22 protein-coding genes are annotated in these 25285 nt (G+C 69.3%); 18 read left to right on the top strand and 4 right to left on the bottom strand.

What is annotated here, in order from left to right:
• The first annotated feature begins 417 nt into the window (after nucleotides 1–417).
• The 7 genes from A5688_RS01815 to A5688_RS01790 all read left to right on the top strand — a co-directional run bounded on the left by A5688_RS01815 (nucleotide 418) and on the right by A5688_RS01790 (nucleotide 6238).
• Complete coding sequence (locus A5688_RS01815; protein ID WP_431602669.1) at nucleotides 418–1524, top strand: alpha/beta hydrolase; 1107 nt, start codon at nucleotides 418–420, stop codon at nucleotides 1522–1524.
• 100 nt (nucleotides 1525–1624) lie between these two features.
• Nucleotides 1625–2392 (top strand): DsbA family protein, encoded by a 768-nt coding sequence (locus tag A5688_RS01810; protein ID WP_067835433.1) that lies wholly within the window; start codon nucleotides 1625–1627, stop codon nucleotides 2390–2392.
• Nucleotides 2389–3036, top strand: a complete 648-nt coding sequence (locus tag A5688_RS01805; protein ID WP_067835431.1) for a vitamin K epoxide reductase family protein — start codon at nucleotides 2389–2391, stop codon at nucleotides 3034–3036. Before A5688_RS01810 ends, A5688_RS01805 begins: the two co-directional genes overlap by 4 nt.
• A gap of 10 nt (nucleotides 3037–3046) precedes the next feature.
• Nucleotides 3047–3601, top strand: a complete 555-nt coding sequence (gene rsmD, locus A5688_RS01800; protein WP_067835429.1) for a 16S rRNA (guanine(966)-N(2))-methyltransferase RsmD — start codon at nucleotides 3047–3049, stop codon at nucleotides 3599–3601.
• A 23-nt stretch (nucleotides 3602–3624) separates the two neighbouring features.
• Entirely contained in the window at nucleotides 3625–3768 is a 144-nt protein-coding gene (locus A5688_RS27620; RefSeq protein WP_165607443.1) for a hypothetical protein, read from the top strand.
• Nucleotides 3765–4247: a pantetheine-phosphate adenylyltransferase gene (gene coaD / locus A5688_RS01795; RefSeq protein WP_067911993.1), complete on the top strand. Its 483-nt coding sequence runs from the start codon at nucleotides 3765–3767 to the stop codon at nucleotides 4245–4247. The genes A5688_RS27620 and coaD overlap by 4 nt, the downstream gene beginning before the upstream one ends.
• Before the next feature lie 281 nt (nucleotides 4248–4528).
• On the top strand, nucleotides 4529–6238 hold the full coding sequence (locus A5688_RS01790) for a thiamine pyrophosphate-requiring protein (RefSeq protein WP_067911990.1): 1710 nt from the start codon (nucleotides 4529–4531) through the stop codon (nucleotides 6236–6238).
• Nucleotides 6239–6240: 2 nt separating this feature from the next.
• Here A5688_RS01790 and A5688_RS01785 read toward each other — a convergent pair whose 3' ends face one another.
• On the bottom strand, nucleotides 6241–7431 hold the full coding sequence (locus A5688_RS01785) for a permease (protein ID WP_120312440.1): 1191 nt from the start codon (nucleotides 7429–7431) through the stop codon (nucleotides 6241–6243).
• 533 nt (nucleotides 7432–7964) lie between these two features.
• Here A5688_RS01785 and sepIVA point away from each other — a divergent pair.
• From sepIVA to mutM, 4 genes are all read left to right on the top strand, one after another.
• The gene (gene sepIVA / locus A5688_RS01780; RefSeq protein WP_067835510.1) at nucleotides 7965–8702 is read left to right on the top strand and encodes a cell division protein SepIVA; all 738 of its coding nucleotides are present in this window, start codon (nucleotides 7965–7967) and stop codon (nucleotides 8700–8702) included.
• Nucleotides 8703–8772: 70 nt separating this feature from the next.
• On the top strand, nucleotides 8773–9372 hold the full coding sequence (locus A5688_RS01775) for a YceD family protein (protein WP_207546577.1): 600 nt from the start codon (nucleotides 8773–8775) through the stop codon (nucleotides 9370–9372).
• Nucleotides 9369–10082, top strand: a complete 714-nt coding sequence (rnc, locus tag A5688_RS01770; protein WP_067835423.1) for a ribonuclease III — start codon at nucleotides 9369–9371, stop codon at nucleotides 10080–10082. The genes A5688_RS01775 and rnc overlap by 4 nt, the downstream gene beginning before the upstream one ends.
• Nucleotides 10083–10193: 111 nt before the next feature.
• On the top strand, nucleotides 10194–11063 hold the full coding sequence (mutM, locus tag A5688_RS01765) for a DNA-formamidopyrimidine glycosylase (RefSeq protein WP_067835421.1): 870 nt from the start codon (nucleotides 10194–10196) through the stop codon (nucleotides 11061–11063).
• A gap of 15 nt (nucleotides 11064–11078) precedes the next feature.
• On the opposite strand, the gene A5688_RS01760 is transcribed toward mutM, so the two are convergent.
• A complete protein-coding gene (locus tag A5688_RS01760; protein WP_067835419.1) occupies nucleotides 11079–11855 on the bottom strand; it encodes a PIG-L deacetylase family protein in 777 nt (258 codons plus the stop codon).
• Nucleotides 11856–11907: 52 nt separating this feature from the next.
• Between A5688_RS01760 and A5688_RS01755 the strand changes: the two genes are divergently transcribed.
• The 7 genes from A5688_RS01755 (at nucleotide 11908) to A5688_RS01725 (ending at nucleotide 22456) form a co-directional block, all read left to right on the top strand.
• Complete coding sequence (locus A5688_RS01755; protein ID WP_067835417.1) at nucleotides 11908–12321, top strand: OsmC family protein; 414 nt, start codon at nucleotides 11908–11910, stop codon at nucleotides 12319–12321.
• Complete coding sequence (locus A5688_RS01750) at nucleotides 12308–12601, top strand: acylphosphatase (RefSeq protein WP_067835415.1); 294 nt, start codon at nucleotides 12308–12310, stop codon at nucleotides 12599–12601. Before A5688_RS01755 ends, A5688_RS01750 begins: the two co-directional genes overlap by 14 nt.
• Nucleotides 12602–12872: 271 nt before the next feature.
• Entirely contained in the window at nucleotides 12873–16469 is a 3597-nt protein-coding gene (gene smc / locus A5688_RS01745) for a chromosome segregation protein SMC (RefSeq protein WP_068268033.1), read from the top strand.
• 164 nt (nucleotides 16470–16633) lie between these two features.
• The gene (gene ftsY, locus A5688_RS01740) at nucleotides 16634–18025 is read left to right on the top strand and encodes a signal recognition particle-docking protein FtsY (RefSeq protein WP_067912774.1); all 1392 of its coding nucleotides are present in this window, start codon (nucleotides 16634–16636) and stop codon (nucleotides 18023–18025) included.
• Nucleotides 18026–18125: 100 nt separating this feature from the next.
• Nucleotides 18126–19601 carry an ammonium transporter gene (locus A5688_RS01735; RefSeq protein ID WP_067835505.1) on the top strand — a complete coding sequence of 492 codons (1476 nt, stop codon included), beginning with the start codon at nucleotides 18126–18128 and terminating at the stop codon, nucleotides 19599–19601.
• Complete coding sequence (glnB, locus tag A5688_RS01730; protein WP_003878721.1) at nucleotides 19598–19936, top strand: nitrogen regulatory protein P-II; 339 nt, start codon at nucleotides 19598–19600, stop codon at nucleotides 19934–19936. Before A5688_RS01735 ends, glnB begins: the two co-directional genes overlap by 4 nt.
• A gap of 45 nt (nucleotides 19937–19981) precedes the next feature.
• Nucleotides 19982–22456: a [protein-PII] uridylyltransferase gene (locus A5688_RS01725; protein WP_082955156.1), complete on the top strand. Its 2475-nt coding sequence runs from the start codon at nucleotides 19982–19984 to the stop codon at nucleotides 22454–22456.
• A gap of 71 nt (nucleotides 22457–22527) precedes the next feature.
• Here the strand turns inward: A5688_RS01725 and A5688_RS01720 are convergent, their stop codons facing one another.
• Nucleotides 22528–24288 carry a DEAD/DEAH box helicase gene (locus A5688_RS01720; protein WP_067912777.1) on the bottom strand — a complete coding sequence of 587 codons (1761 nt, stop codon included), beginning with the start codon at nucleotides 24286–24288 and terminating at the stop codon, nucleotides 22528–22530.
• A 101-nt stretch (nucleotides 24289–24389) separates the two neighbouring features.
• Nucleotides 24390–25184: an alpha/beta hydrolase gene (locus A5688_RS01715; protein WP_067835407.1), complete on the bottom strand. Its 795-nt coding sequence runs from the start codon at nucleotides 25182–25184 to the stop codon at nucleotides 24390–24392.
• Nucleotides 25185–25285: the final 101 nt, after the last annotated feature.

Genomic DNA, 25285 nt, shown 5'->3' with positions numbered 1-25285 from the left:
CCGTCATCGAGCGAGAAGATCAGCGCCGTATGGGCGCCGAATTCGAAGCGCTCAGTTCGATATCGAACACGTCGAAGTTGCTCGCAATCCGATGAAGGCTCACCGACTTGGGGACCACGATATTACCGAGCCAGTAAAAGCAACGTAATCAACACCTGGGCAGGTGTCCATCCGCGCCGTCGGCGCCGGGGACGCACCACGTACAGTGAGACGCGCGGCACACCGGAACCGGCAGCCGCTCGGCCGTTCTCCCGCGTGGCGCGGCGACGTCGATCCGCCGGTAGACCGTGGTTTTGACCGCCTGTTGGTGGCCGCGCGGCCGGCACGACGCCGAGGCGACGGGCGGCCGGGGCGAATAACCGTTCGCCGGCGAGCGTTAGCACGTGTTGTTTAAGGGGGTTACCCATGACCAGGCCCATGTCTGGCGCGCCGGAGCTGGAATTCGAAGCCGACCGCGCCTCGGTGCGGCTGGCCACTCGCATCCAGGGCGCCGTCACCAACGCAGGGGCCAAGGTCATCCCGTGGATCCCCACCGCCATCAGGCGGGGACTGGTCCGCGGTCGGTCGGTCATGATCGACGGCAACACGCTGGATCCGACCTTGCAGCTGATGCTGTCGGGTCTGCGCGCCGTCGGCATCGACGGGCTGGTCGTCGACGACGACCCGCAAACCTCGCGCGCCCAGATGCGCGAGTCGACCGTGGGGTTCCCCGGCCCGCAGATTCACGTGGACGTGGCCGAGCTGTCGCTGCCCGGCCCGGCCGGCGAGATCCCGGCCCGGCACTACCGTCCGGCCGGCGGCGAGGCGGCACCGCTGCTGGTCTTCTACCACGGCGGCGGCTGGTCGATCGGCGACCTGGACACCCACGACGCCTTGTGCAGGCTGACCTGCCGCGACGCCGGCATCCACGTGCTGTCGATCGACTACCGGCTGGCCCCCGAGCACCCGGCGCCGGCCGCGATCGAGGACGCCTACGCGGCCTTCACCTGGGCCTACGAGCACGCCGGTGAGCTGGGCGCGACGCCGGGACGGGTCGCCGTCGGCGGGGACAGCGCCGGCGGTAACCTCGCCGCCGTCGTCAGCCAGATCGCGCGCGACGAGGGCGCCCCGGCGCCGGTGCTGCAGTGGCTGATCTATCCGCGGACCGACTTCACCGCGCAGAACCGGTCGCTGACCCTGTTCTCGCGCGGCTTCCTACTCACCAAGCGGGACATCGACTGGTTCGAATCGCAGTACCTGCGGCGTTCGAACCTCGACCGCACCGATCCGCGGATATCGCCGGCGCTGGCCGAATCGCTGACCGGCCTGGCGCCCGCGCTGGTCGCGGTCGCGGGTTTCGACCCGCTGCGCGACGAGGGCGAGAGCTACGCCGACGCGCTGCGCGCGGCCGGCGTCGCGGTCGACCTGCGGTACCTGGGCTCGCTGACCCACGGCTTCGCCAACCTGTTCCAACTCGGTGGCGACAGCATGGTCGCGACCAGCGAGCTGATTTCGGCCCTGCGCGCACACCTGAGCCGGGTCTGAATCCGTGAGCGGTCGGCGCCGGTAATCTAGAGGCGCCTTGTCCGATCGCTTTGTCCGCCCCGGGCAGACCGACAACTCGTACCGAAAGATCAGGGAACCTGTGGCCGACAAACCCAAACGTCCCCCGCGATTCGACATGAAGTCGGCCTCCGGCGGTAAGTCGAGCCGGCTCGTCCAGATCGGCGGCACCGCCTTCGTGGTGATCTTCGCGGTCGCCCTCGTCTTCTACATCGTGACGTCGCACCACAAGAAGACCGGCCCCACCGGTGCGGGCGACACGGTCCGGGTGACCTCGAGCAAACTGATCACCCAGCCCGGCAGCAGCAACCCCAAGGCCGTCGTGACGTTCTACGAGGACTTCCTGTGCCCGGCCTGCGGCAACTTCGAGCGCACCTTCGGCCCGACGGTGTCCAGGCTCATCGACCTCGGCGCCATCGCGGCCGACTACAACATGGTGTCGATCCTCGACAGCTCGCGGAACCAGAACTATTCGTCGCGCGCGGGTGCCGCGGCCCTGTGCGTCGCCGACGAGTCCCAGGACGCGTTCCGGCGGTTCCACACCGCGCTGTTCAGCACCGACATTCAGCCCAGCGAAACCGGCAAGAGTTTCCCGGACAACGCGCGGCTGATCGAGCTCGCCCGCGAGGCCGGTGTGGTGGGCAAGGTGCCGGACTGCATCAACAGCGGCAAGTACCTGTCCAAGGTCACCGGCGAAGCGGCGGCCGGGCACATCAACGCCACGCCCACCATCAAGATCAACGGCGATGACTACGACCCGTCGACACCCGATGCGCTGGTCAGCAAGATCAAGGCGATCGTGGGCAACATTCCGGGCATCGACGGCGCGGTGGCGCCGGCCTCCATGTGACCAGTGCGGTGACGACAAAAGCCGCCGATCTCACCGGCGACCTGACACCGGATGCGCTTCCGGCGGCGCGAGTGCCTGCGCTCAGCGCCTGGTGGGTGCTGATCGCCGGCCTGATCGGGTTGGTCGCGTCGATGACGCTGACGGTCGAGAAGATCGACCTGCTGCTCAACCCGGCGTACGTGCCGTCGTGCAACCTCAACCCGATCCTGTCCTGCGGCTCGGTGATGGTCACGCCGCAGGCATCGCTGCTGGGCTTCCCCAATCCGCTACTGGGGTTGATGGCCTTCACCGTGGTGGTCGTCACCGGGCTGCTGGCGCTGACGAAAGTGGCTCTGCCCCAATGGTATTGGGTGGGGCTGACGATCGGGCTGGTGGTCGGCGCGGCGTTCGTGCACTGGCTGATCTTCCAGAGCCTGTATCGCATCGGCGCGCTGTGCCCGTACTGCATGGTGGTGTGGGTGGTGACCATCTCGCTGCTGGTGGTGGTCGCCGCGATCGCTTATCGCCCGGTGTTGCAGCGCCGGCAAACCGGTGTGGCGGCGGTGCTTTTCCAGTGGCGATGGTCGATCGCCGCGCTCTGGTTCACCGCGGTGTTTTTGATGATCATGGCGCGGTTCTGGGACTACTGGTCGACGCTGCTGTAGGTAGCTGCACGTGACCCGGATCATTGGCGGCGCGGCCGGGGGCCGTCGCATCGCGGTCCCGCCACGAGGTGCCAGGCCCACCACCGACCGGGTGCGCGAGTCGCTGTTCAACATCCTGACCGCCCGCCTGGAGCTGGCCGGGCGCAGGGTGTTGGACCTCTACGCCGGATCGGGCGCGCTGGGATTGGAGGCGCTCTCCCGCGGCGCCGCCGCGGCGCTGTTGGTGGAGTCGGACCCGCGCACCGGATCGGTGATCGCCCGCAACATCGAAACCGTGGGTCTGCCCGGTGCGACGCTGCGCCGGGGAGCGGTGGCGACCGTGCTGGCGGCCGGAACCGCGACCGCGTTCGATCTGGTGCTGGCCGACCCGCCCTACGACGTGGACGCCGCGGAGGTCGAGGCGGTGCTGGAGGCGCTGCCCGCGCACGGCTGGGTGCGCGAAGGCAGCGTCGTGGTGGTGGAGCGGGCGGCCGGCGGTGCACCGCTGAAGTGGCCGGCGGGTTGGTCGGTGTGGCCGCACAGGGTTTATGGCGACACCCGTCTGGAGCTGGCCGAGCGGCTTTGACGTGGCGTGTAACGTCGTCCGGCATGGCGCCGCTCCTCAGCATCGCTTCGCTCTGCATCGTCTCGGCGCGCGGCATGGCGCCGCTCCTCAGCATCGCTTCGCTCTGCATCGTCTCGGCGCGCGGCAGTTGCGCCGCTCCGCATCACGTCGTTGGATCGCCCGCGTGACGGGCGCGGTGTGCCCCGGGTCGTTCGACCCGGTGACGTTGGGCCACATCGACGTCTTCGAGCGCGCGTCGGCTCAGTTCGACGAGGTCGTGGTGGCCATCCTGACCAACCCCGCCAAGAAGGGCATGTTCGACCTCGACGAGCGGATCGCGATGATCAACGAATCGACGACGCACCTGCCCAACCTGCGGGTGGAAGCCGGGCAAGGTCTGGTCGTCGACTTCGCCCGGTCCCGCGGGGTGACCGCCATCGTGAAGGGGCTGCGCACCGGCACCGACTTCGAATACGAGCTGCAGATGGCGCAGATGAACAAACACGTCGCCGGCGTGGACACGTTTTTCGTCGCGACCGCCCCGCGCTACTCGTTCGTGTCCTCATCGCTGGCCAAAGAGGTCGCGATGCTCGGTGGCGACGTGTCGGAACTGCTGCCCGAACCCGTCAATCGCCGCTTGCGCGAACGGCTTTCGGGCCGGTCCTGAGGCGGTCGATCGTCGCCCCGAAAGCCTTGGGCGGCAATCGCATTGACGAAGCCGACCGCGGCCTGGAATAAGCGGCCGCGTGACGGGTACCCGATGATGTCCGAGTTCTCCGTCGATTACCCATGAGTCCCTCGCAAAGGGCGGTCGACGGGTTGGAGCGCGCCACGCCGAACCCAGTCAACCGGAAAAGATCGCAGACGCCCACGCGGAACGTATCTTGTAGATCTGGTCCTGAGGAGGGGGTACGCGAGGTCGCCGACGTCGATAGGAGAACGGCAGCCATGACGGTAGACAATCTGTTCGACGTACCCGAGGCCGCGGCCGATCTGGTCGCGCTGCTCGCCGACGAAGGGGTCGCGCACTTCTTCATCAACCCCGGAACCGATTCCGCACCGATCCAGGAGGCGCTGGCGGCGGCGCGCGCATCCGGCACGCCGAGCCCGCAGGCGGTGTTGTGCGTGCACGAGAGCATCGCGCTGGCGGCGGCCATCGGCCACCACATGGCCAGTGGCCGCCCGCAGGCGGTCATGGTGCACGTCGACGCCGGCACGCTGAATCTGGGCTGCCAGCTGCACAACGCGCAGCGCAACGGAACTCCGGTGGTGGTGTTCGCCGGGCGGACTCCCTACAGTTCCGCGCCGCAGGTGCGCGGTCACCGTGATACCTACATCCATTGGCAGCAGGAGCAACTCGACCAGCCGGGTGTCGTGCGCAACTATGTCAAGTGGCACATGGAGGTTCCCCGCGGCCGCGAGCTCGCCCCGATCGTCCGTCGGGCATTCCAGGTCGCCCAATCCTGCCAGTCCGGACCCGCGTACGTGATGCTGCCCCGAGAAGCGTTGATGGAGCACGGCGTCGGCGCCCTGCCGCGCAGGCTGCCGCCCGCCGTGCCGCCCGGCCCGGATCCGGGTGCGCTGGGACGCCTGGCGGGAATCCTGGTGGCGGGCAAGCGGGTTGTCATCGTCACGGCCAGGACCGCCGCCGACCCGGGGACCGCGACCGTGCTGGGCCGCATCGCCGAGTTGCTCGGTGCGCCGGTGATCGATCAGGGTGACCGCGCCAACCTGCCGCCGGGACATCCGCTGCACGTGGTGGGCGACGCGGGGCCGCTGGAAAGCGCCGACACCGTGCTGCTGTTGGACTGCGAAGTGCCCTGGGTGCCCGCGCAGCTGGCCCCGCCCGCGGACGCCCGCGTGGTGCAGATCGACGGGGATCCGGTCAAACCGAGCATGCCGCTGTGGACCTATCCGGTCGAGATCGCGTTGACCGCGGACACCCGCGTGGCGCTGCTGCTGCTCGAGCAGACCCTGTTGCGGCTGGCCACCGACGAGCTACGGGAGAAGTGGGCCGCACGCCGACAGGAGGCCGAGGCCGGCGCCGAGCAATGCCGGCAGGAGGCGGCTCGCCGGGCCGCCTCCGACCTCCCGGCGGACGTCCCCGATGCGATGCTGGGTGCGCTGGGCCGCGCCCTGCCCGACGACGCGGTGGTGGTCCAGGAGGCCGTGACCAACCGGGCCGCCATGGCCCGACAGGTGCGGCGGTCCCCCGGGCGCCTCTTCGACACGGGCGCACCGGCATTGGGCTGGGCGCTCGGCGGCGCCTTCGGGGTGAAGCTCGCGCGGCCGGAGGCGCCCGTCGTGGCCATCTGCGGTGACGGTTCGTTCAACTTCGGGGTGCCCACCGCCGCGCTGTGGTCGGCCCACCGCTACGGCGCGCCCTTCGTGACGGTCGTCTTGAACAACCAGTCGTACCTGGCCTCCAAGCTGCCGGTGATGGGGTTGTATCCCGATGGAGTCTCGGTGCGGGAGAACGACTTCTGCGAAACTCGGCTCACCCCGGACACCGACTACGCCGCCCTCGCCAAGGCCTGCGGAGGCAGCGGACGTACCGTGCACACGCCGGCGGAGATGAGCGAGGCCCTCGGTTGGGCGCTCGGCGAGGCCGACCAAGGGCGGTGCGCGGTGCTGGACGTGCGGTTGCCGCGGCCCTGAGGTCAGTGACGATGCTGGGCGTCGCCGGCTTCGGGGGAGCCGCCCATCATGCGCGCCATCGGTAAACCCCCGGAGGTGACGAACCGGACGACCAGGATGGCAGCGAGCGCCATAAACGCGATGTTGAGCCAGGTCGTGTAGTTCCAGGAGATCGACGCCTCGATCACCGTGGCGTTACGCTGTGTGGGAATGAGATGTGTTGTGCTGAAGATCAATTCGACCAGATAACCGGCGGCGACCATCGCGGCGTAGAAGGTGCCCAGCAGCGTCAGCATCATCTTGGTGCCGTAGTACTTGCGGTAGATGTTCAAGATCGGAAGGATCAGCAGGTCGGCGTAGATGAACGCGATGACGCCGCCGAAGCTGATGCCTCCGTTCCACAACACCGCGGCCAGCGGGACGTTGCCGATGGAGCACACGAAGGACACGATCGCCACGATGGGCCCGACGATCGGTCCCCACAGCGCCGAGAGGCCCGGGTGATCGGCCAAAAAGAAGATCTGCCAGAACTTTTCGGGAACCCAGGCCGCGACGGCACCCGCGATCAGCAGGCCCAGGACGAGGTCGCGCAGGATCGCCAGCCACTCCATCACGAACACGTGCGAAACCGAGGTGAAACCGTCCGGGGAGAACAGCCGTCGTGCAAACGAGCCTTCGCCTTTGATCGACATGTCCATGGCGGCATGGCCTTCCATCGAGCCGGCGATTCCCCGCTCGGCCTGCTCTCGGGCGGCGTCGACGAGGCGCGACCGCACGAACAGCCGGAACAAGACGGCCAGCACGACGATCATCAGTGGGCCGCCGACGAATTCGGCGGCGGTGAATTGCCAGCCCATCAGCAGGGCCAGGATGATGCCCAGCTCCACCACCAGGTTGGTGGAACCGATTTCGAACGCCATCGCGGCGGTGAAGTTGGCGCCCTTGCGAAACAGCGATCGCGCCAGCGCCACCGCGGCGTACGAGCACGACGACGATGCCGCTCCCAGCCCGGCGGAGATCGCCAGGGTGCGCGGGCGATCGTCACCCATCAGCGCCACGATCGTTGAGCGTCGCACCACGGCCTGCACCACCGCCGAAAGGGCGAAGCCCAAAATCAGCGCCCACAGGATTTCCCACGTCATCGACGCCGCGAGCGTCAACGCGTGCCCGACCGCTGATAGCACCGTCACTGTGTCCTCCTGCGGTAGACCCACTGGCTTCGGAGGGAGCCCGCACCCATCCCCGGGACTATACCCCTCAGGGGTATATGACGCCATCGCGCCGTGGCTGCAAGACGCCACCCGTGGGTTATCCGGCTGCGCGGCGCCTAAGCATCCGCTCGGCAAGATCGTCACCTACGTTAAGGCGCTCGACGCGTCGCGCCCCCGCGCACATGGCGGTCCGGATAGTGCCCCGGCCGCCGGGCACCTAGAATCGCGGGCAAATAGCCGGGCCTCGGCGCGTCGACGCAAACCCCGGGCCTGCGCCCGTCCCGCATCGACGGGGCTCGGCAACGAATATGGATGAACCACCGCACGCGGCCGTCGCGGCCGCGGTAACAGCGTGAACAGGCGCTTTTCGATGAATCTCACTTCCAACGGCCAGGCCGGCAGCGGCGCGACGGGGCGTTTGACGCGGCCCGAGCGGGCAAATACCCGACACACCGGTGTCGCCACCGCTGTCACAGGGACAACACCAGGCACACTGGTAACAACAGGATCTTTGGAAACGCCAGGAGGGTGTGGCCGTGTATCGAGTCTTTGAGGCGCTGGACGAACTCAGCGCCATCGTGGAAGAAGCCCGTGGCGTTCCGATGACGGCCGGCTGCGTGGTGCCCCGCGGCGACGTGCTGGAGCTGATCGACGACATCAAGGACGCCATCCCGGGCGAACTGGACGACGCCCAGGACGTGCTGGATGCGCGTGACTCCATGCTGCAGGACGCCAAGACGCACTCCGAGTCCATGGTGTCCTCGGCGACCACCGAGTCGGAGTCGATGCTCAACCACGCCCGCGCGGAGGCCGACCGCCTGCTGTCCGACGCCAAGGCGCAGGCCGACCGGATGGTGAGCGAGGCCCGCCAGCACAGCGAGCGGATGGTCGGCGAGGCCCGCGAGGAGTCGATGCGCATCGCCACGGCGGCCAAGCGCGAATACGAAGCCAGCGTCGGCCGCGCCCAGGCCGAGGCCGACCGGCTTCTGGAAAACGGCAACATCTCCTACGAGAAGGCCGTGCAAGAGGGCATCAAGGAGCAACAGCGCCTGGTCTCGCAGAACAGCGTGGTCGAGGCCGCCAACGCCGAAGCCACCCGCCTCATCGACTCGGCGCACGCCGAGGCCGACCGGCTGCGCGGCGAGTGCGACATTTACGTCGACAACAAGCTGGCCGAGTTCGAGGAATTCCTCAACGGCACCTTGCGGTCGGTGGGGCGCGGTCGTCACCAGCTGAGGACGGCGGCCGGAACCCACGACTACGCGGTCCGCTAGCCCTTCGCGGACTGTTTGCCGGGCGGGCGCGCCCTGGAAATATGCGGTCAGCGCCGTAGGATTTCCTTTTATGACGCGGCAGCACAGCACACGATCGGCCCGCGGCGCGGCGTCACGGCTGGCCGCGCCGATGGCGTTCGACATCACCCGGCTCGGGCGCCGTCCCGGGGCGATGGTGACCCTGCGGAAAAGCGTGCCCAGTCCGTCGCGCATCGGGCTGGACATGATCGCGATCGAGGCGGACGCCCCGCTCGAGCTGGATCTGCAGATTCAATCGGTGTCCGAAGGCGTCCTGGTGACCGGCACGGTGGACGCGCCCACCACCGGCGAATGCTCGCGTTGCCTGACCAAGCTCGACGGCCACGTGCAGGTGCGGCTGACCGAGCTGTTCGCCTACCCGGACAGCACCACCGAGGCGACCACCGAGGAAGACGAGGTGGGCCACATCGTCGACGACATCATCGACCTCGAGCAGTCCATCGTCGACGCGGTGGGACTTGAGCTTCCGTTCTCGCCCGTGTGCAGCCCGGACTGCCCGGGCCTGTGCCCCGAGTGCGGTGTTTCGCTGGCCGCCGAGCCGGGCCATCAGCACGATCGCATCGATCCGCGCTGGGCCAAGCTTTCGGGCATGTTCGGCGCCGAGGCCGACGAGTCACGGGGGGAGCGGTGAGTTCGCGGCAAGCCCTGCTCGACGCCCTCGGGGTCGAGCTGTCCGACGAACTGCTGTCCCTGGCGCTGACGCATCGCAGTTACGCCTACGAGCACGGCGGCCTGCCGACCAACGAACGTCTGGAATTCCTGGGCGACGCCGTGCTGGGGCTGATGATCACCGACGAGCTGTACCACCGCCATCCCGACCGTACCGAGGGTGACCTGGCCAAACTGCGGGCCAGCGTGGTCAACACCCAGGCGTTGGCCGCCGTCGCGCGCAAGCTGTGCGACGGAGGCCTGGGCGGCCACCTGCTGCTGGGGCGTGGGGAGGCGAATACCGGCGGCGCCGACAAATCGAGCATCCTGGCCGACGGGATGGAATCGCTGCTGGGCGCGATCTACCTCGATCACGGCATCGACGTCGCGCGCGAGGTGATCCTGCGCCTGTTCGGCCCGCTGCTGGACGCCGCGCCGACGTTGGGGGCCGGGCTGGACTGGAAGACCAGCCTGCAGGAACTGACCGCGGCGCGCGGTATGGGCGCCCCGTCCTACGTCGTCACCTCCACCGGCCCCGATCACGACAAGGAATTCACCGCGGTCGTCGTGGTGGCCGACACCGAATACGGCACGGGTATGGGCCGCTCCAAGAAGGAAGCCGAGCAGAAGGCCGCGGCGGCCACCTGGAAGACACTCGACGTGCTGGACACCGCGGGGACGACGTCCGTCTAGGTTGATGGTGATGACCCGGCGCGCCCGGCTTCGCCGCGCTTGCGATCATTCTTCGGGCCGATGGTGATGACCCGGCGCGCCCGGCTTCGCCGCGCTTGCGATCATCACTAGATGCCCGAACTGCCAGAAGTCGAGGTGGTGCGCCGCGGCTTGCACGCCCACGTCGTCGGCAAATCGATCACCGCCGTCCGGGTGCACCATCCACGCGCCGTGCGTCGGCATGAGGCCGGGCCCGCGGACCTGACCGCCCGGTTGCTCAATGCCCGGATCACCGGGACCGATCGGCGCGGCAAGTATCTGTGGCTGCTGCTGGACACGGAACCCGCTGGGCCGGAATCGGATACGGCGCTGGTGGTCCACCTCGGCATGAGCGGACAGATGCTGCTCGGCGAGGTGCCGCGCGCCGACCACGTCCGGATCTCCGCGTTGCTCGACGACGGCACCGTGCTGAGTTTCGCCGACCAGCGCACGTTCGGTGGGTGGATGCTCGCCGACCTGGTCGAGGTGGACGGCAGCGTGGTGCCGGAGCCCGTCGCACATCTGGCGCGTGACCCGCTGGACCCCCGGTTCGATGTGGATGCCGTGGTAAAAGTGTTGCGGCGCAAGCATTCCGAGATCAAGCGGCAGCTGCTCGACCAGCAGGTGGTGTCCGGGATCGGCAACATCTACGCCGACGAGGCGCTGTGGCGGGCCAAGCTGAACGGGGCCCGGATCGCCGACACGCTGAGCCGCAAGCAGTTGACCGCCGTGCTCGACGCCGCCGCCGAGGTGATGCGCGATGCGCTGGCCAAGGGTGGAACTTCGTTTGATTCCCTGTACGTCAACGTCAACGGCGAATCCGGATACTTCGACCGGTCCCTGGACGCCTACGGCCGTGAGGGCGAAGCCTGCCGGCGCTGCGGGGCGGTGATGCGCCGGGAGAAGTTCATGAACCGCTCCTCGTTCTACTGCCCGAGATGTCAACCGCGACCGCGGGGGTGAAAGTTTTCGGTTGACTCAGTCGAAGATGTCGCGGCGCAGCGCCCCGGTGGGCAACGCCGGATCCACGAACCACTCGTGGCTGAACAGCGCACCGAACACCTGGGGCGGCAGCCGGAGCAGCAGCCCGAACACTCGCGCGGCCAGGCCGGAGGCGCCGATCTGAGAGCGGTGCGCGGCGAAAGCGTCTCGCTTCTGGCGCGCAAAGCGAAAGACGTTGACCCGGTGGGTGATTGTCGCGCGCGGCGCGTACGCGCCGTGGACGAGGTCGCGCTCGTACGGTCCCGGCAGCCGCAACAGGTGCGCGAGATCGCTGACGCGCAGCAGCAATTCGCGCGGCATCGTCACCTCGAGCACCCGCGGGATGGCGGCGAGTTCGGCCGCCCGCTTGCCGACGTGGTGTACCTGGACGTGGTCGCGGTGGCCGTAGCCGCCGTTGGGCTGGTAGCTGAGCAGCAGATCGGCGCCCTCGTCGCGCAGGATGCCGGCCAGCCGCCCGGCCGCCTCGTCGAGATCCGCACGCCCGAATCGGGTGCGCCCGGGTGGATCCGGGTAGAACAGCGGACCGTAGCCGCTGTCGGCATACCCCAGGCACTCCACCCGGTGGGCTCCGAGAATCTTTGCGCTTGAGCGTAATTCGTCGAGGCGATAGTTATCGTCCTCGTTGTGCACGCGCCCGTCGGTTGCGGTGACCACCACCACCCGGTGCCCGGCCGCGGCCGCCCGCGCCAGGGTGCCGCCGGTGAGCACGACCTCGTCGTCGGGGTGGGCGTGGAATGCGACCACGGTGGCCATGCATGCAGTATGCCCGCGCTTCGAAACTCCGGGCGCCCGGTAGAAATGAGCCATGGCCGAACTGTGGGTGGAACGCACCGGAACACGCCGCTACACCGGGTACAGCTCACGTGGCGCACAGGTGCTGATCGGCGCCGAGGACACCGACGGCGTGTTCACGCCCGGCGAGCTGCTCAAGATCGCGCTGGCGGCGTGCAGCGGGATGTCCAGCGATCTGCCGCTGGCCCGCCGGCTGGGCGACGACTACAAGGCGGTCATCAGGGTCTCCGGCGCTGCCGACCGCGAACGCGAGGTCTATCCGCTGCTTCAGGAGGCGCTGGAACTCGACCTGTCGGCCCTGTCCGACGACGAGAAGGAACGCCTGCTGGTAGTCGTCGGACGGGCCATCGATCAGGTCTGCACCGTCGGGCGCACGCTGAAATCCGGCACGGAGGTCAAGTTCGAGGTGGCCGATGTCGGATCGTGACGTCAGGCTCACCGCCTGGGTGCACGGGAAGGTCCAGGGCGTCGGCTTCCGCTGGTGGACGCGCAGCCGGGCGCTCGAGCTGGGCCTCACTGGTTATGCGGCCAACCAGGCCGATGGCCGCGTTCTGGTGGTCGCCCAGGGGCCGCGGGAAGCCGGCGAGAAGCTGCTGGAACTGCTGCAAGGCGGCGAGTCGTGGCCGTCGCGGCCCGGCCACGTGGACACCGTCGTCGCCGACTGGTCGCAGCCGCAGGAACGGTTCGAGGGTTTCGTCGAGCGCTGAGGGTCGAGCGCTGACGGCGCGTCAAGGCGCGTCGGGGCCCCGGCGCGTCACATCAGTCACCCCAGCCCCGGCTGGGGCATCGATGGTCGAATCCGGAACGCGATAGCGCCGGCGCTAGCGTGTTTCCGCACGCGACATCGCTTCCCGAGCCGTGACTGATGTGGCCACTGTGACCGGTGCGCCGAAGGGTGCTCGGGTGGGCATATTTCGGCCCTGGCGACACCCCGCGATGAGGCTGGCGCGGGCGATTTGAGCGGTAGTCTGGCTCGCCGTGTACCTCAAGAGTCTGACGCTGAAGGGCTTCAAGTCCTTCGCCTCGCCGACGACTCTGCGCTTCGAACCGGGCATCACCGCCGTCGTCGGGCCCAACGGCTCCGGCAAATCCAACGTTGTCGACGCGCTGGCCTGGGTCATGGGGGAGCAGGGGGCAAAGACGTTGCGCGGCGGGAAGATGGAAGACGTCATCTTCGCCGGGACTTCGTCGCGGGCCCCGCTGGGCCGCGCCGAGGTCACCGTGACCATCGACAACTCCGACAACGCGCTGCCCATCGAATACTCCGAGGTGTCCATCACCCGGCGGATGTTCCGCGACGGCGCCAGTGAATACGAAATCAACGGCAGCAGTTGCCGTTTGATGGACGTTCAAGAGCTGCTGAGCGACTCCGGCATCGGCCGCGAGATGCACGTCATCGTCGGGCAGGGCAAGCTCGACGAGATCCTGCAATCGCGGCCCGAGGACCGTCGCGCCTTCATCGAGGAAGCCGCCGGTGTGCTCAAGCACCGCAAGCGCAAAGAAAAGGCCCTCCGCAAACTCGATGCGATGTCGGCCAACCTGGCCCGGCTCACCGACCTGACCACCGAGCTGCGCCGACAGCTCAAACCGCTGGGCCGCCAGGCCGAGGTCGCCCGTCGGGCCCAGACCATCCAGGCCGACCTGCGCGACGCCCGGCTGCGCCTGGCCGCCGACGACCTGGTCAACCGGCAGGGTGAGCGCGAGGCGATCTTCGAGGCCGAGGCCGCCATGCGCCGCGACCACGACCAGGCCGCCTCGCGGCTGGCCGTGGCGTCCGAGGAACTGACCACGCACGAGACGGCGGTCGGCGAACTCTCGAGCCGGGCCGAGTCGGTCCAGCACACCTGGTTTGCGCTGTCCGCGCTGGCCGAGCGGGTCGCCGCGACGGTCCGCATCGCCAACGAGCGCGCCCAGCACCTCGACGTGGAGCCCGCGGCGCCCAGCGACACCGACCCCGACGCACTGGATGCCGAGGCCGAGCGGGTGGCGGCCGCCGAGCAGCAGCTGCTCGCCGAACTGGCCGGCGCGCGCACCCGGCTGGACGGGGCCCGCGCCGAACTGGCCGACCGCGAGCGTGAAGCCGCCGAGGCCGAGCGGGCCCACATGGCGGCGGTGCGCGCGGAGGCGGATCGGCGAGAAGGCCTTGCGCGGCTGGCCGGTCAGGTGGAGACGATGCGGGCGCGCGTCGAATCAATCGACGACAGCGTGGCGCGCCTGTCCGAGCGCATCGAACAGGCCGCAGCCCGCGCACAGCAGGCCAAGGTCGAATTCGAGACCGTCCAGGGCCGCGTCGGTGAACTCGATCAGGGCGAGGTGGGTCTCGACGAGCACCACGAGCGCACCGTCGCCGCCCTGCGGCTGGCCGACGAACGGGTGGCCGAACTGCAGTCCGCCGAGCGGGACGCCGAACGCCAGGTGGCCTCGTTGCGGGCCCGCATCGACGCGCTCGCGATCGGGCTCGAACGCAAGGACGGCGCCGCGTGGCTCACCCAAAACCACAGCGGCACAGGGCTTTTAGGGCCCATGGCCAAGCTGGTGAAAGTGCGTTCCGGCTATGAGGCGGCGCTGGCCGCAGTGCTGGGATCGGCGGCCGACGCCCTGGCCGCCGATAGCTTCGGCGCGGCCCGTTCGGCCGTCGCCGCGCTCAAGGAGGCCGACGGCGGCCGCGCCGCGCTGGTGCTGGGCGACTGGCCCGCCGATCAGCCCCCGCCGCGGGCCGCCCCGGCGGGTGCACTGTGGGCGCTGGACCTGATCGACGCGCCCGGACGGCTGCGGGGCGCGATCACGGCCATGCTCTCCGGCGTCGCGGTGGTCGACGACCTGGACGGGGCGCTGGCGCTGGTGGCCGCGCACCCCGACTTGCGGGCGGTCACGCGCGAGGGCGACCTGGTGGGCGCCGGCTGGGTAAGCGGCGGCTCGGACCGCAAGCTGTCCACGCTCGAGGTGACCTCGGAGATCGACAAGGCCAGCGACGAACTGGCCGCCGCCGAGGCCAAAGTGGCCCAGCTGACCGCGGCGCTGTCCGGCGCGCTGACCGAGCAGGCCGCCCGTCAGGACTCGGCCGAGCAGGCGCTGGCCGCGCTCAACGAATCCGACAGCGAGATCTCGGGGATGTACGAGCAGCTGGGCCGGCTCGGTCAGGACGCCCGGACGTCCGAAGACGAGTGGAGCGGGTTGCTGCGCCAACGCGAGGAGCTCGAGGCCGGTCGGACCCAGACCGTCGCGGAAGTCACCGAACTGGAAACCCGGCTGCGCAACGCCCAGGAAACCCAGTACGCGCCGACCGAAGAGCCGCTGAACCGTCAGCAGATCGCCGCCGCGACCGAGGCCGCCCGCAGCGTCGAAGTGGAGGCCCGGCTGGCGGTGCGTACCGCCGAAGAGCGTGCGAACGCGGTGCGCGGGCGGGCGGATTCGTTGCGCCGCGCCGCCGCCGCCGAACGCGAAGCCCGCTTGCGGGCCCAGCAGGCGCGCGAGGCACGGCTGCGCGCCGCCGCGGTGGCGGCGGCGGTGGCCGACTCCGGGCGGCTGCTGGCGCAGCGCCTGAACGGGGTCGTCGACGCCGCGTCCAAGATCCGCGACGCGCTGGCCGCCGAACGCCAGCAGCGTGCCACCGCGATGGCCGCGGTGCGCGACGAGGTGAACGCGTTGAGCGCCCGGGTCGCCGCCCTGACCGATTCCCTGCACCGCGACGAGGTGGCCAACGCTCAGGCGGCGATGCGGATCGAGCAGCTCGAGCAGATGGTGCTCGAGCAGTTCGGCATGGCGCCGGCCGATCTGGTCGCCGAATACGGCCCGGAGAATCAGCTGCCGCCCTCCGAGCTGGAGATGGCGGAATACGAGCAGGCCAAGGAGCGCGGTGAGCAGGTTTTCGCGCCCGCGCCGATTCCCTACGACCGGCCCACCCAGGAGCGCCGGGCCAAGCGGGCCGAGCGCGAGCTGGCCGAACTCGGCAGGGTCAACCCGCTGGCGCTGGAGGAGTTCGCCGCGCTCGAGGAGCGCTACAACTTCCTGTCCACCCAGCTCGAGGACGTCAAGGCCGCCCGCAAAGACCTGCTCGGCGTGGTCGACGAGGTCGACGCCCGCATCCTGCAGGTATTCAGCGAGGCCTACACCGACGTGGAACGCGAGTTCTCCGACGTCTTCACGGTGCTGTTCCCCGGCGGTGAGGGCAGGCTGCGGCTCACCAATCCCGACGACATGCTCACCACCGGCATCGAGGTCGAGGCGCGCCCGCCGGGCAAGAAGGTCACCCGGCTCTCGCTGCTGTCCGGTGGCGAGAAGGCGCTGACGGCGGTGGCCATGCTGGTGGCGATCTTCCGGGCCCGCCCGTCGCCGTTCTACATCATGGACGAGGTGGAGGCCGCCCTCGACGACACCAACCTGCGGCGGCTGATCTCCCTGTTCGAGCTGCTGCGGGCGCGCTCGCAGCTCATCATCATCACGCACCAGAAGCCGACGATGGAGGTCGCGGACGCGTTGTACGGCGTGACCATGCAGGGCGACGGCATCACCGCCGTCATCTCCCAGCGGATGCGTGGCCAGCAGGTGGACCAGCTGGTCTCCAGTTCGTCGTAGCGCCGATCGCAAGCGCGGCGGAGCCGGGCGAAGCGGGTGGGCGCCATCGATCGAGCGCCGATCGCAAGCGCGGTGGAGCCGGGCGAAGCGGGTGGGCGCCATCGATCGAGCGCCCGAAGGTGGTGGCTGCCGGGCGGCCATGCCGTCCCTGAAACAATGTCAGCGTGTCCCAAGGTCTTTGGATCGCCATCGCGGTCGTTGCTGCCCTGGTCGTCATCACCGCGCTGGTCCTGGGGCTGCTGCGGTACCGCCGGCGCCGCATCAGCTTCTCGACCCGGCCCGAACCCGGGGCGATCGACCGTTCCGGCGGCTACACCGCGTCCTCGGGCATCACGTTCAGCCGGACCACCACGGCCGATCGGCTCGACACCACCGGTCTGCCGGCGGTAGGCGACGACGCGACCATTCCCCGCGACGCGCCGCGGCGCGCCATCTCCGAGGTCGAACTCCCCGAACCCGAGACCCTCGCCCCGCCGCCGTCGGACCTGCAGGCGCCGGCCGCCCCCGCCGCGCCCGAGGCGCCGGCCGCTCCTGAGGTCCCCGCCGCTCCTGAGGTCCCCGCCGCCCCTGAGGCCCCGGCCGTCCCCGAGGCGCCGGCACCCGAAACGCCGGCCGTCCCCGCGATCGAGGAGATCGCACCCACCGAAGGCCGGCTGGAGCGGCTGCGCGGCAGGCTGGCCAGGTCGCAGAACGCGCTCGGGCGCAGCGTGCTGGGCCTGATCGGCGGCGGCGACCTGGACGAGGACGCCTGGCAGGACGTCGAGGACACGCTGCTGGTCGCCGACCTGGGCCCGGTGGTCGCCGAATCGGTGATCTCCCAGCTGCGCAGCCGCCTGGCCGGCAGCGACGTGCGCACCGAAGCCGACGCCAAGGCCGTGCTGCGCGACGTGCTGATCAGGGAGTTGCAGCCCGGCATGGACCGGTCGATCCGGGCGCTGCCCCACGACGACCATCCCTCTGTGCTGCTGATCGTCGGGGTCAACGGCACCGGAAAGACCACCACCGTCGGCAAGTTGGCCCGGGTGCTCGTCGCCGACGGCCGGCGCGTCGTCCTGGGCGCCGCCGACACCTTCCGCGCCGCCGCGGCTGATCAGCTGCAGACCTGGGCGTCGCGGGTGGGTGCGGAAGTGGTGCGCGGGGCCGAGGGCGCCGACCCGGCCTCCGTGGCGTTCGACGCCGTCGACAAGGGCATCGCCGCGGGTGCCGACGTGGTGCTGATCGACACCGCGGGGCGGTTGCACACCAAGGTCGGGCTGATGGACGAGCTCGACAAAGTTAAGCGGGTCGTAACACGGCGAGCCGCCGTCGACGAGGTGTTGCTGGTGCTCGACGCGACCATCGGGCAGAACGGGCTGGCCCAGGCGCGGGTGTTCGCCGAGGTGGTCGAGATCACCGGTGCCGTGCTGACCAAACTGGACGGAACGGCTAAGGGCGGCATCGTCTTTCGGGTTCAGCAGGAACTCGGCGTGCCGGTCAAACTGGTCGGTCTCGGGGAAGGCCCCGACGATCTCGCGCCGTTCGAACCGGCCGCTTTCGTCGACGCGCTGCTCGGCTGAAACGCTTACACGATGAGCGGGACGTTAATCCCGCTGAAACACGGCGGCCCCATCGCCGAAACAACCATTGCGCAATGTTCTGGATCAGGTCATCGGACTCATGCCTGGTGGCCAGTTGTGGGCCGACCGGAGGAGATTGCGAGTGACATACCCGATACTGGGCCAGCCCAATACCGGCGATACCGCCTGGATGTTGGCCAGTTCCGCGCTGGTGCTGTTGATGACGCCGGGTCTGGCGTTTTTCTACGGCGGAATGGTGCGCGCCAGAAGCGTTCTGAACATGCTCATGATGAGCATCAGCGCGATGGGCGTCGTCACCGTGCTGTGGGTGCTCTACGGCTATTCGATCGCCTTTGGCGACGACGCCGGCGGCGTCGTCGGAAAGCCGACCTCGTTCTGGGGCCTCAAGGGCCTCATCGGTGTCAACGCGGTGGCTGCCGATCCGAGCAAAGGCACTGCGGCAACGGACATCCCGCTAGCGGGAACCCTGCCGGCCACCGTGTTCGTGGCGTTCCAACTGATGTTCGCGATCATCACCGTCGCCCTGATCTCCGGTGCCGTGTCCGACCGGCTGAAGTTCGGCGCCTGGCTGGTGTTCGCCGGTCTGTGGGCGACGTTCGTCTACTTCCCGGTCGCCCATTGGGTTTTCGCGTTCGACGGGTTCGCCTCCGAGAAGGGTGGCTGGATCGCCAACAAGCTGCACGCGATCGACTTCGCCGGCGGGACCGCGGTCCACATCAATTCCGGTGTGGCGGGCCTGATGCTGGCGATCGTGCTGGGCAAACGCCGCGGTTGGCCCACCACGCTGTTCCGGCCGCACAACCTGCCGTTCGTGATGCTCGGTGCCGGCCTGCTGTGGTTCGGGTGGTACGGCTTCAACGCCGGATCGGCCACCAGCTCCAACGGTGTCGCCGGGTCGACCTTCATGACCACCACGGTCGCGACGGCCACCGCGATGCTGGGCTGGATGCTCACCGAGCGCATCCGTGACGGCAAGGCGACAACGCTGGGCGCCGCATCCGGGATCGTCGCGGGCCTGGTGGCCATCACGCCGTCCTGCTCGTCGGTCAACGTGCTGGGCGCGTTGGTGGTGGGCCTGGTGGCCGGCGTGGTGTGCGCGCTCGCGGTCGGTCTGAAGTTCAAGCTGGGCTTCGACGACTCGCTCGACGTGGTCGGGGTGCACCTGGTCGGCGGTCTCGCGGGCACGCTGCTGGTGGGGCTGCTCGCCGCACCGGAGAGCCCGGCCATCAACGGCGTCACCGGCGTGTCCAAGGGATTGTTCTACGGCGGCGGCTGGGCTCAGCTCGAGCGGCAGGCGGTCGGCGCGTTCAGTGTCCTCATCTACTCTGGGGTGGTTACGCTGATCCTGGCGTTGATCCTGAAATACACCATCGGGCTTCGCCTCAACCCAGAGGCGGAGGCCACGGGTATCGACGAGGCGGAGCACGCCGAAAGTGGCTACGACTTCGCCGTGGCCACCGGTTCGGTTCTCCCGCCCCGGGTCGCCGTGGCGGATACCCGCAACGGCCTGGAGGAGGAGCGAGTGGGCGACAAAGTGGAGGCAGAGCAGTCATGAAGCTGATCACCGCGATCGTAAAGCCGTTCACGCTCGATGACGTGAAGACCAGCCTCGAGGACGCGGGCGTCCTGGGGATGACGGTCAGCGAAATCCAGGGCTACGGACGGCAGAAGGGTCACACCGAGGTCTACCGGGGCGCCGAATACTCGGTCGACTTCGTGCCCAAGGTGCGCATCGAGGTCGTCGTCGACGACTCCATCGTCGACAAGGTCGTGGACAGCATCGTCCGGGCCGCGCGCACCGGCAAGATCGGTGACGGCAAAGTGTGGGTGAGCCCCGTGGAAACCATTGTGCGGGTGCGTACCGGCGAGCGCGGAACCGATGCGCTATGACGTCCGCTGTCAATTGCTGATTCGACCCGGGCGGGCCGGGAGGGTATGACCCCGAACGACCCCGACTCGCCCGGGCGCCTAGCGGGGACAGAAAGCGCCTGCGGGGCAGTCGATCTGGCTGCCTCGCGGCGCCAACTGCTGTCTGAGGGAAGCAAGCTGCACGCCGCCGAACTGCGGCACGCCTGGCTGGATCTGCACGAATCGTGGTTGATGGCCAAGGCGGCCGAGATCGGGATCGCCGACGACAGTGGCTTCGCGATCGTCGGGATCGGCGGATTGGGCCGCCATGAGCTGTTGCCGTATTCCGACCTCGATCTCATGCTGTTGCACGACAACAAATCCGACGACGTGCTGGGCAAGGTCGCCGACAAGTTGTGGTATCCGTTGTGGGACGCCAACGTTCGGCTCGACCACAGCGTGCGGACCGTCTCCGGGGCCCTCGGGGTGGCCAATACCGACATGATCGCGGCGCTGGGCATGCTGGACGCGCGCCACATCGCCGGCGATGCCCGGCTGTCCGACGAACTGATCGCCGGCGCACGACGGCAGTGGCGCAGCGCAATTCGGTCCCGAATGAACGAGCTCGTCGAAATCACGCAGGCCCGCTGGGAGCGTTGCGGCCGCATCGCGCAGCGGGCCGAACCCGACCTGAAATCGGGTCGCGGCGGGCTTCGCGATGTGCAGCTGCTCGATGCGCTGGGCGTGGCCCAGCTGATCGACCGCCACGGCATGGCCCGCCCCGAATCACCCGGCGGTTCGCTCGACGACGCCCACCTCACGCTGCTCGACGTGCGCACCGAGCTGCACCGGGTATCGGGACGCGGACGTGACCAGCTGCAGGCCCAATACGCCGATGAGATCAGCGCCGCCTTGCACATCGGGGACCGATTTGACTTGGCGCGCAAGCTATCCGACGCCGGGCGCACCATCGCCTACCACGCCGAGACGGGCATTCGGACCGCCGAGAACGCGCTGCCGCGTCGCGGCGTGACGGCCCTGGTGCGGCGCCCCAAGCGCCGCCCGCTGGACGAGGGCGTCGTCGAATATGCCGGCGAGATCGTGCTCGCCCGCGACGCACGTCCGGACACCGACGTGGGTTTGGTGTTGCGGGTGGCCGCCGCGGCGGCCGACACCGGGCTGCCGATCGGCGCCGCCACGCTGAGCCGCCTGGCCGCCAGCGCGCCGGAGATGCCGGTGCCGTGGCCGCGAGAGGCGTTGGACGACTTGCTCGTTGTGCTGTCCGCCGGCCCGACCACGGTGACGACGATCGAGGCGCTCGACCGCACCGGGCTGTGGGGCCGGCTGCTGCCCGAATGGGACGCCATCCGCGACCTGCCGCCGCGCGACGTCGCGCACAAATGGACGGTGGACCGCCACGTCATCGAGACGGCCGTCAACGCCGCGCCGCTGTCCACCCGGGTGGCGCGACCCGACCTGCTCGCGCTGGGCGCACTGCTGCACGACATCGGCAAGGGCCGCGGCGTCGACCACAGCGTGCTCGGCGCGGGCCTGGCGCTGGAGATCGGGCCCCGGCTGGGCATTGCGCCGGTCGAGGTCGAGCTGCTCGCCCAGCTGGTCCGCCACCACCTGCTGCTGCCGATGGTGGCCACCCGCAGCGACCTGAATGACCCCAAAACCATTGAGCGCGTGGTCAACGCGCTGAGTGGGGACGCGCTGTTGCTCGACGTTCTACACGCCTTGACCGAGGCCGACTCGAAGGCCACCGGCCCCGGGGTATGGAGCGAATGGAAGGCGTCGCTGATCGAGGACCTGGTCCGGCGCTGTCGGCTGGTGATGGCGGGGGAGCCGCTGCCTGAAGCGGAACCCGCTGCGCCACAATATCTTTCACTGGCGGCTGACCGCAGCGTCCATGTGGACATCAAGCCCAGCGGCGGCGAGCGCCTGGACGTGGTGATGGCCGCACCGGATCAGCGGGGGCTGGTGTCGAAAGCCGCCGCGGTGCTGGCGCTGAACTCACTGCGCATCCATTCCGCATCGGCCAGCACCCACGATGGATTCGCGATCGTCGAATTCGTGGTGTCGCCGTTGTTCGGTTCGCCGCCGGAAGCGGGCCTGTTGCGCCAGCAGTTCACCGGCGCGCTGGGCGGCGACGTCGACGTGTTGGGCACGCTGGAGAAGCGCGACAGCGACGCCGTCAGCGCGGCGACCGGCCGGGCCGGCGAAATCCAGGTCGGGGTGCCCGTCACGCGGTCGAGCGCGCCGCCGCGCATCCTGTGGGTCGACTCGGCCTCACCCGACCAGTTGATCGTCGAAGTCCGCGCCATGGATCGACTCGGGTTGCTCGCGCTGCTGACCAGCGCGCTCGAACGCGCGGGCACCGACATCGTCTGGGCGAAGGTCAACACCTTCGGGTCGACGGCGGCGGACGTCTTCTGCGTGGCGTCGGGCCAAGCCGCCGAGGGCGCCGACCACGGCGCGCGGGACGGAGTCGAGCAGAGCCTGCTGGCGGTGTTGGGCGGCCCCGCGGTCGAGGTGCTCGAGGAACCCGTCGGCGACTAGGTCGACGGTGGCGACCCGCTTCGCCCGGCTTCGCCGCGCTCGCGATCCCCGCGAGGCCTGACAGCGGCCCGTCAGGAGTGTTCGGCGTTGAGTCGGCGCACCGCGTCGATGCGCGCCCGCAGCTGTTCGCGGCTGGCCGCGGCTATCGGGGGACCGCCGCAGCGCCGCCGCAGCTCGTTGTGGATCCAGCCGTGCGGCTTGCCGGTGCGGTGATGGGCGATCGAGACCAGGGTGTTCAGCTCGCGGCGCAGCTCCCGAAGCTGGCCATGCACCGTGGCGGACGGGGCTTCGGCGGCCGTCAGCGGCCCACCCTCCTTCTGCAGCTGGGCCCGCTTCTGCAGCTGCTCTTCCTGACGCTGGTGCAGCAGCGCGCGCATCTGATCCGCATCGAGCAGCCCAGGGATGCCGAGGTAGTCCGCCTCCTCCTCGCTGCCGGCCGCGGCGGCGGTGCCGAACGATGATCCGTCGAAGATCAGCTGATCGAGTTCCGCGTCGGCGCCCAACGAGGTGAACCCTTTGTCGAGGTCGCCCTTCTCATCCTGCGTCTTGGTGGCGGGATCGCCGTCGAGGGGATCGCCCTCGGAGACCCGGTGCGGCTCGCCCAGCACGTGGTTGCGCTGGGCCTCCAGCTCGCTGGCCAGCTGCAGCAGGTTCGGCACCGACGGCACGAAGATGCTCGCGATTTCACCCTGGCGGCGCGACCGCACGAACCGGCCGATGGCCTGGGCGAAGAACAGCGGCGTCGACGCGCTGGTGGCGTAGATCCCCACCGACAGCCGCGGCACGTCGACGCCTTCGGAGACCATCCGGACCGCGACCAGCCAGCGGCTGGTGCTCGCGGCGAATTCGCTGATCCGCGCCGACGATCCGGGATCATCGGAGAGCACCAGCGTCGGCGCCTCGCCGGTCAGCCTGGCCAACAGGACGGCATACGCGCGGGCCGCGGTCTGATCCGAGGCGATGATCATGCCGCCGGCGTCGGGTATGTGCGTGCGCAACTGGCGCAGCCGCAGATCCGCGGCGCTTATCACCGCGGGCATCCATTCACCGGCGGGGTCCAGCGCTGTGCGCCATGCGCGCGCGGTCTGCTCGGCCGACAGCGGCTCGCCGAGGCGGGCCGCGTGCTCCTCCCCGGCGCTGTCGCGCCAGCGTGCCTCCCCGGAGTAGGCGAGGAACACCACCGGCCGGACCACGCCGTCGGCGAGGGCGTCGGTGTAGCCGTAGGTGTGGTCGGCCTGCGAACGCCGTATCCCGTCGGGACCGGCCTCATAGGTCACGAACGGGATGGGGCTGTCGTCGCTACGAAAGGGCGTGCCCGTCAGGGCGAGCCGGCGGGTGGCGTCGCCGAAGGCTTCGCGGATGGCGTCGCCCCACGTCTTGGCGTCGCCGCCGTGATGTATCTCATCGAAGACGACCAGGGTCTTGCGCTGCTCGGTGCGCACCCGGTGCAACGTCGGATGCGCGGCGACCTGGGCGTAGGTGACCATCACGCCGTGATACTCCGGCGCGATCCGTGCGTTGCTGTTGGAGAACCTCGGGTCCAGGGCCAGGCCGTAGCGCTGCGCGGCCTGCGCCCACTGCACCTTCAGGTGCTCGGTGGGCACCACGACGGTGACCTGATCGACGGCCCGCTGGCCGAGCAGTTCGGCCGCCACCCGCAGGGCGAAGGTCGTCTTCCCCGAGCCCGGGGTGGCCACCGCCAGGAAATCGCGCGGCTGGGCGGCGAGATACTTGACCAGCGCCCGGCGCTGCCAGCCGCGCAGCACGCCGGTGCTGGCGTCGCTGGACTCGCTGTCGGCCTGCGCCTGGATGCTGCTGAGCGGCACCGACACAGGCCCCCCGTTCGTTGCTCGTCGACGCGTCTAACTCGATTGAGTCGCGGCTGTGAAATCTAGCACGCCAACGCTTTTCGGCGCAGTAACGACTCGATCGGCTATCGTGTCGGGCGCGCCGTCTCGCGGGTCTGCAGCCATTCATGGATGCGTCCGGCAACCTCGGCCCAGCCCGGTTCGAGCATCATGTTGTGGCCCATGGAGAAGAATTCCGGTTCGGTTCGGTAGGCCCGCGCGGTGTTGCGCACCTCGCGGACGCTGACGAAGCCGTCGTACTCGGCGCCCAGGACCAGGATCGGCGTGGTCACCCGCTTGGTTCTGACGCGGCGGACGATCGGATCGGTCATGGCGGCGCGAACGCTCTCGGCTCCGGCGCGTTGCCGGCAGGATTCGACGACGGCCTCGGGCGTGTCGGCGCAGAACAGGTATTCGCGGGCCAGTGCCGGGGTGGCGAGGAATTTCAGCAGCGTGGGGTCGCTCCACGATTCCATCGTCATCGACGGTCGGCGGCGCCACACCCGCAACGCGAGTGTGAGCACGCCCTGCGGTGGCACGGAGCCCACCAGCACCGCGGCCGGCGCGGTCCGATGTTCGAGGTAGCGCTGGATCACGAACCCGCCCAGGGAATGGCCGATCAGGATCGGCGCGCCGCCCAGGTCGTCGGCCACCGTACGGACGTCGTCGATGTAGTCGGCGATGGATACCTTCGGCAGCGGCTTGGACGTGGGGCTGGCGCCGTGCCCGCGCAGGCTCACCGCCACTGCCCGGTAGCCGGCGTCGGCGAAGAAGTCCAGAAAGTGCTCCCAGCACCACGCGCCGTGCCAGCCGCCGTGCACGAAGAGCAGCGGCACCGGATGCGCTGGGCTGCAGGACCCTTTGTCGATCACCTCGAGCATGAGCTTCACCTCGTTCGGCGGCGTTTTGTGTTCGCTCGATCATTCAAGCCCGGTCGCGGTCGCGCCGAGACTGAAATTACGCACACCTTTGTCGGCGTGTC

The sequence above is a fragment of the Mycobacterium mantenii genome (assembly GCF_001667865.1).
GTDB classification, from domain to species: domain Bacteria; phylum Actinomycetota; class Actinomycetes; order Mycobacteriales; family Mycobacteriaceae; genus Mycobacterium; species Mycobacterium mantenii_A.
This window is presented reverse-complemented; position numbering and strand designations above follow the sequence as displayed.

Excerpts from the sequence above, each read along its gene's own strand:
- A5688_RS01790 (WP_067911990.1), top strand. The coding sequence starts at position 4,529 with ATGACGGTAGACAATCTGTTCGACGTACCCGAGGCCGCGGCCGATCTG.
- A5688_RS01815 (WP_431602669.1), top strand. The coding sequence starts at position 418 with ATGTCTGGCGCGCCGGAGCTGGAATTCGAAGCCGACCGCGCCTCGGTG.
- A5688_RS27620 (WP_165607443.1), top strand. The coding sequence starts at position 3,625 with ATGGCGCCGCTCCTCAGCATCGCTTCGCTCTGCATCGTCTCGGCGCGC.
- A5688_RS01755 (WP_067835417.1), top strand. The coding sequence starts at position 11,908 with ATGGCCGAACTGTGGGTGGAACGCACCGGAACACGCCGCTACACCGGG.
- A5688_RS01725 (WP_082955156.1), top strand. The coding sequence starts at position 19,982 with ATGACCCCGAACGACCCCGACTCGCCCGGGCGCCTAGCGGGGACAGAA.
- glnB (WP_003878721.1), top strand. The coding sequence starts at position 19,598 with ATGAAGCTGATCACCGCGATCGTAAAGCCGTTCACGCTCGATGACGTG.
- A5688_RS01775 (WP_207546577.1), top strand. The coding sequence starts at position 8,773 with ATGACGCGGCAGCACAGCACACGATCGGCCCGCGGCGCGGCGTCACGG.
- A5688_RS01735 (WP_067835505.1), top strand. The coding sequence starts at position 18,126 with ATGCCTGGTGGCCAGTTGTGGGCCGACCGGAGGAGATTGCGAGTGACA.
- A5688_RS01750 (WP_067835415.1), top strand. The coding sequence starts at position 12,308 with ATGTCGGATCGTGACGTCAGGCTCACCGCCTGGGTGCACGGGAAGGTC.
- A5688_RS01715 (WP_067835407.1), bottom strand. The coding sequence starts at position 25,184 with ATGCTCGAGGTGATCGACAAAGGGTCCTGCAGCCCAGCGCATCCGGTG.
- A5688_RS01760 (WP_067835419.1), bottom strand. The coding sequence starts at position 11,855 with ATGGCCACCGTGGTCGCATTCCACGCCCACCCCGACGACGAGGTCGTG.
- mutM (WP_067835421.1), top strand. The coding sequence starts at position 10,194 with ATGCCCGAACTGCCAGAAGTCGAGGTGGTGCGCCGCGGCTTGCACGCC.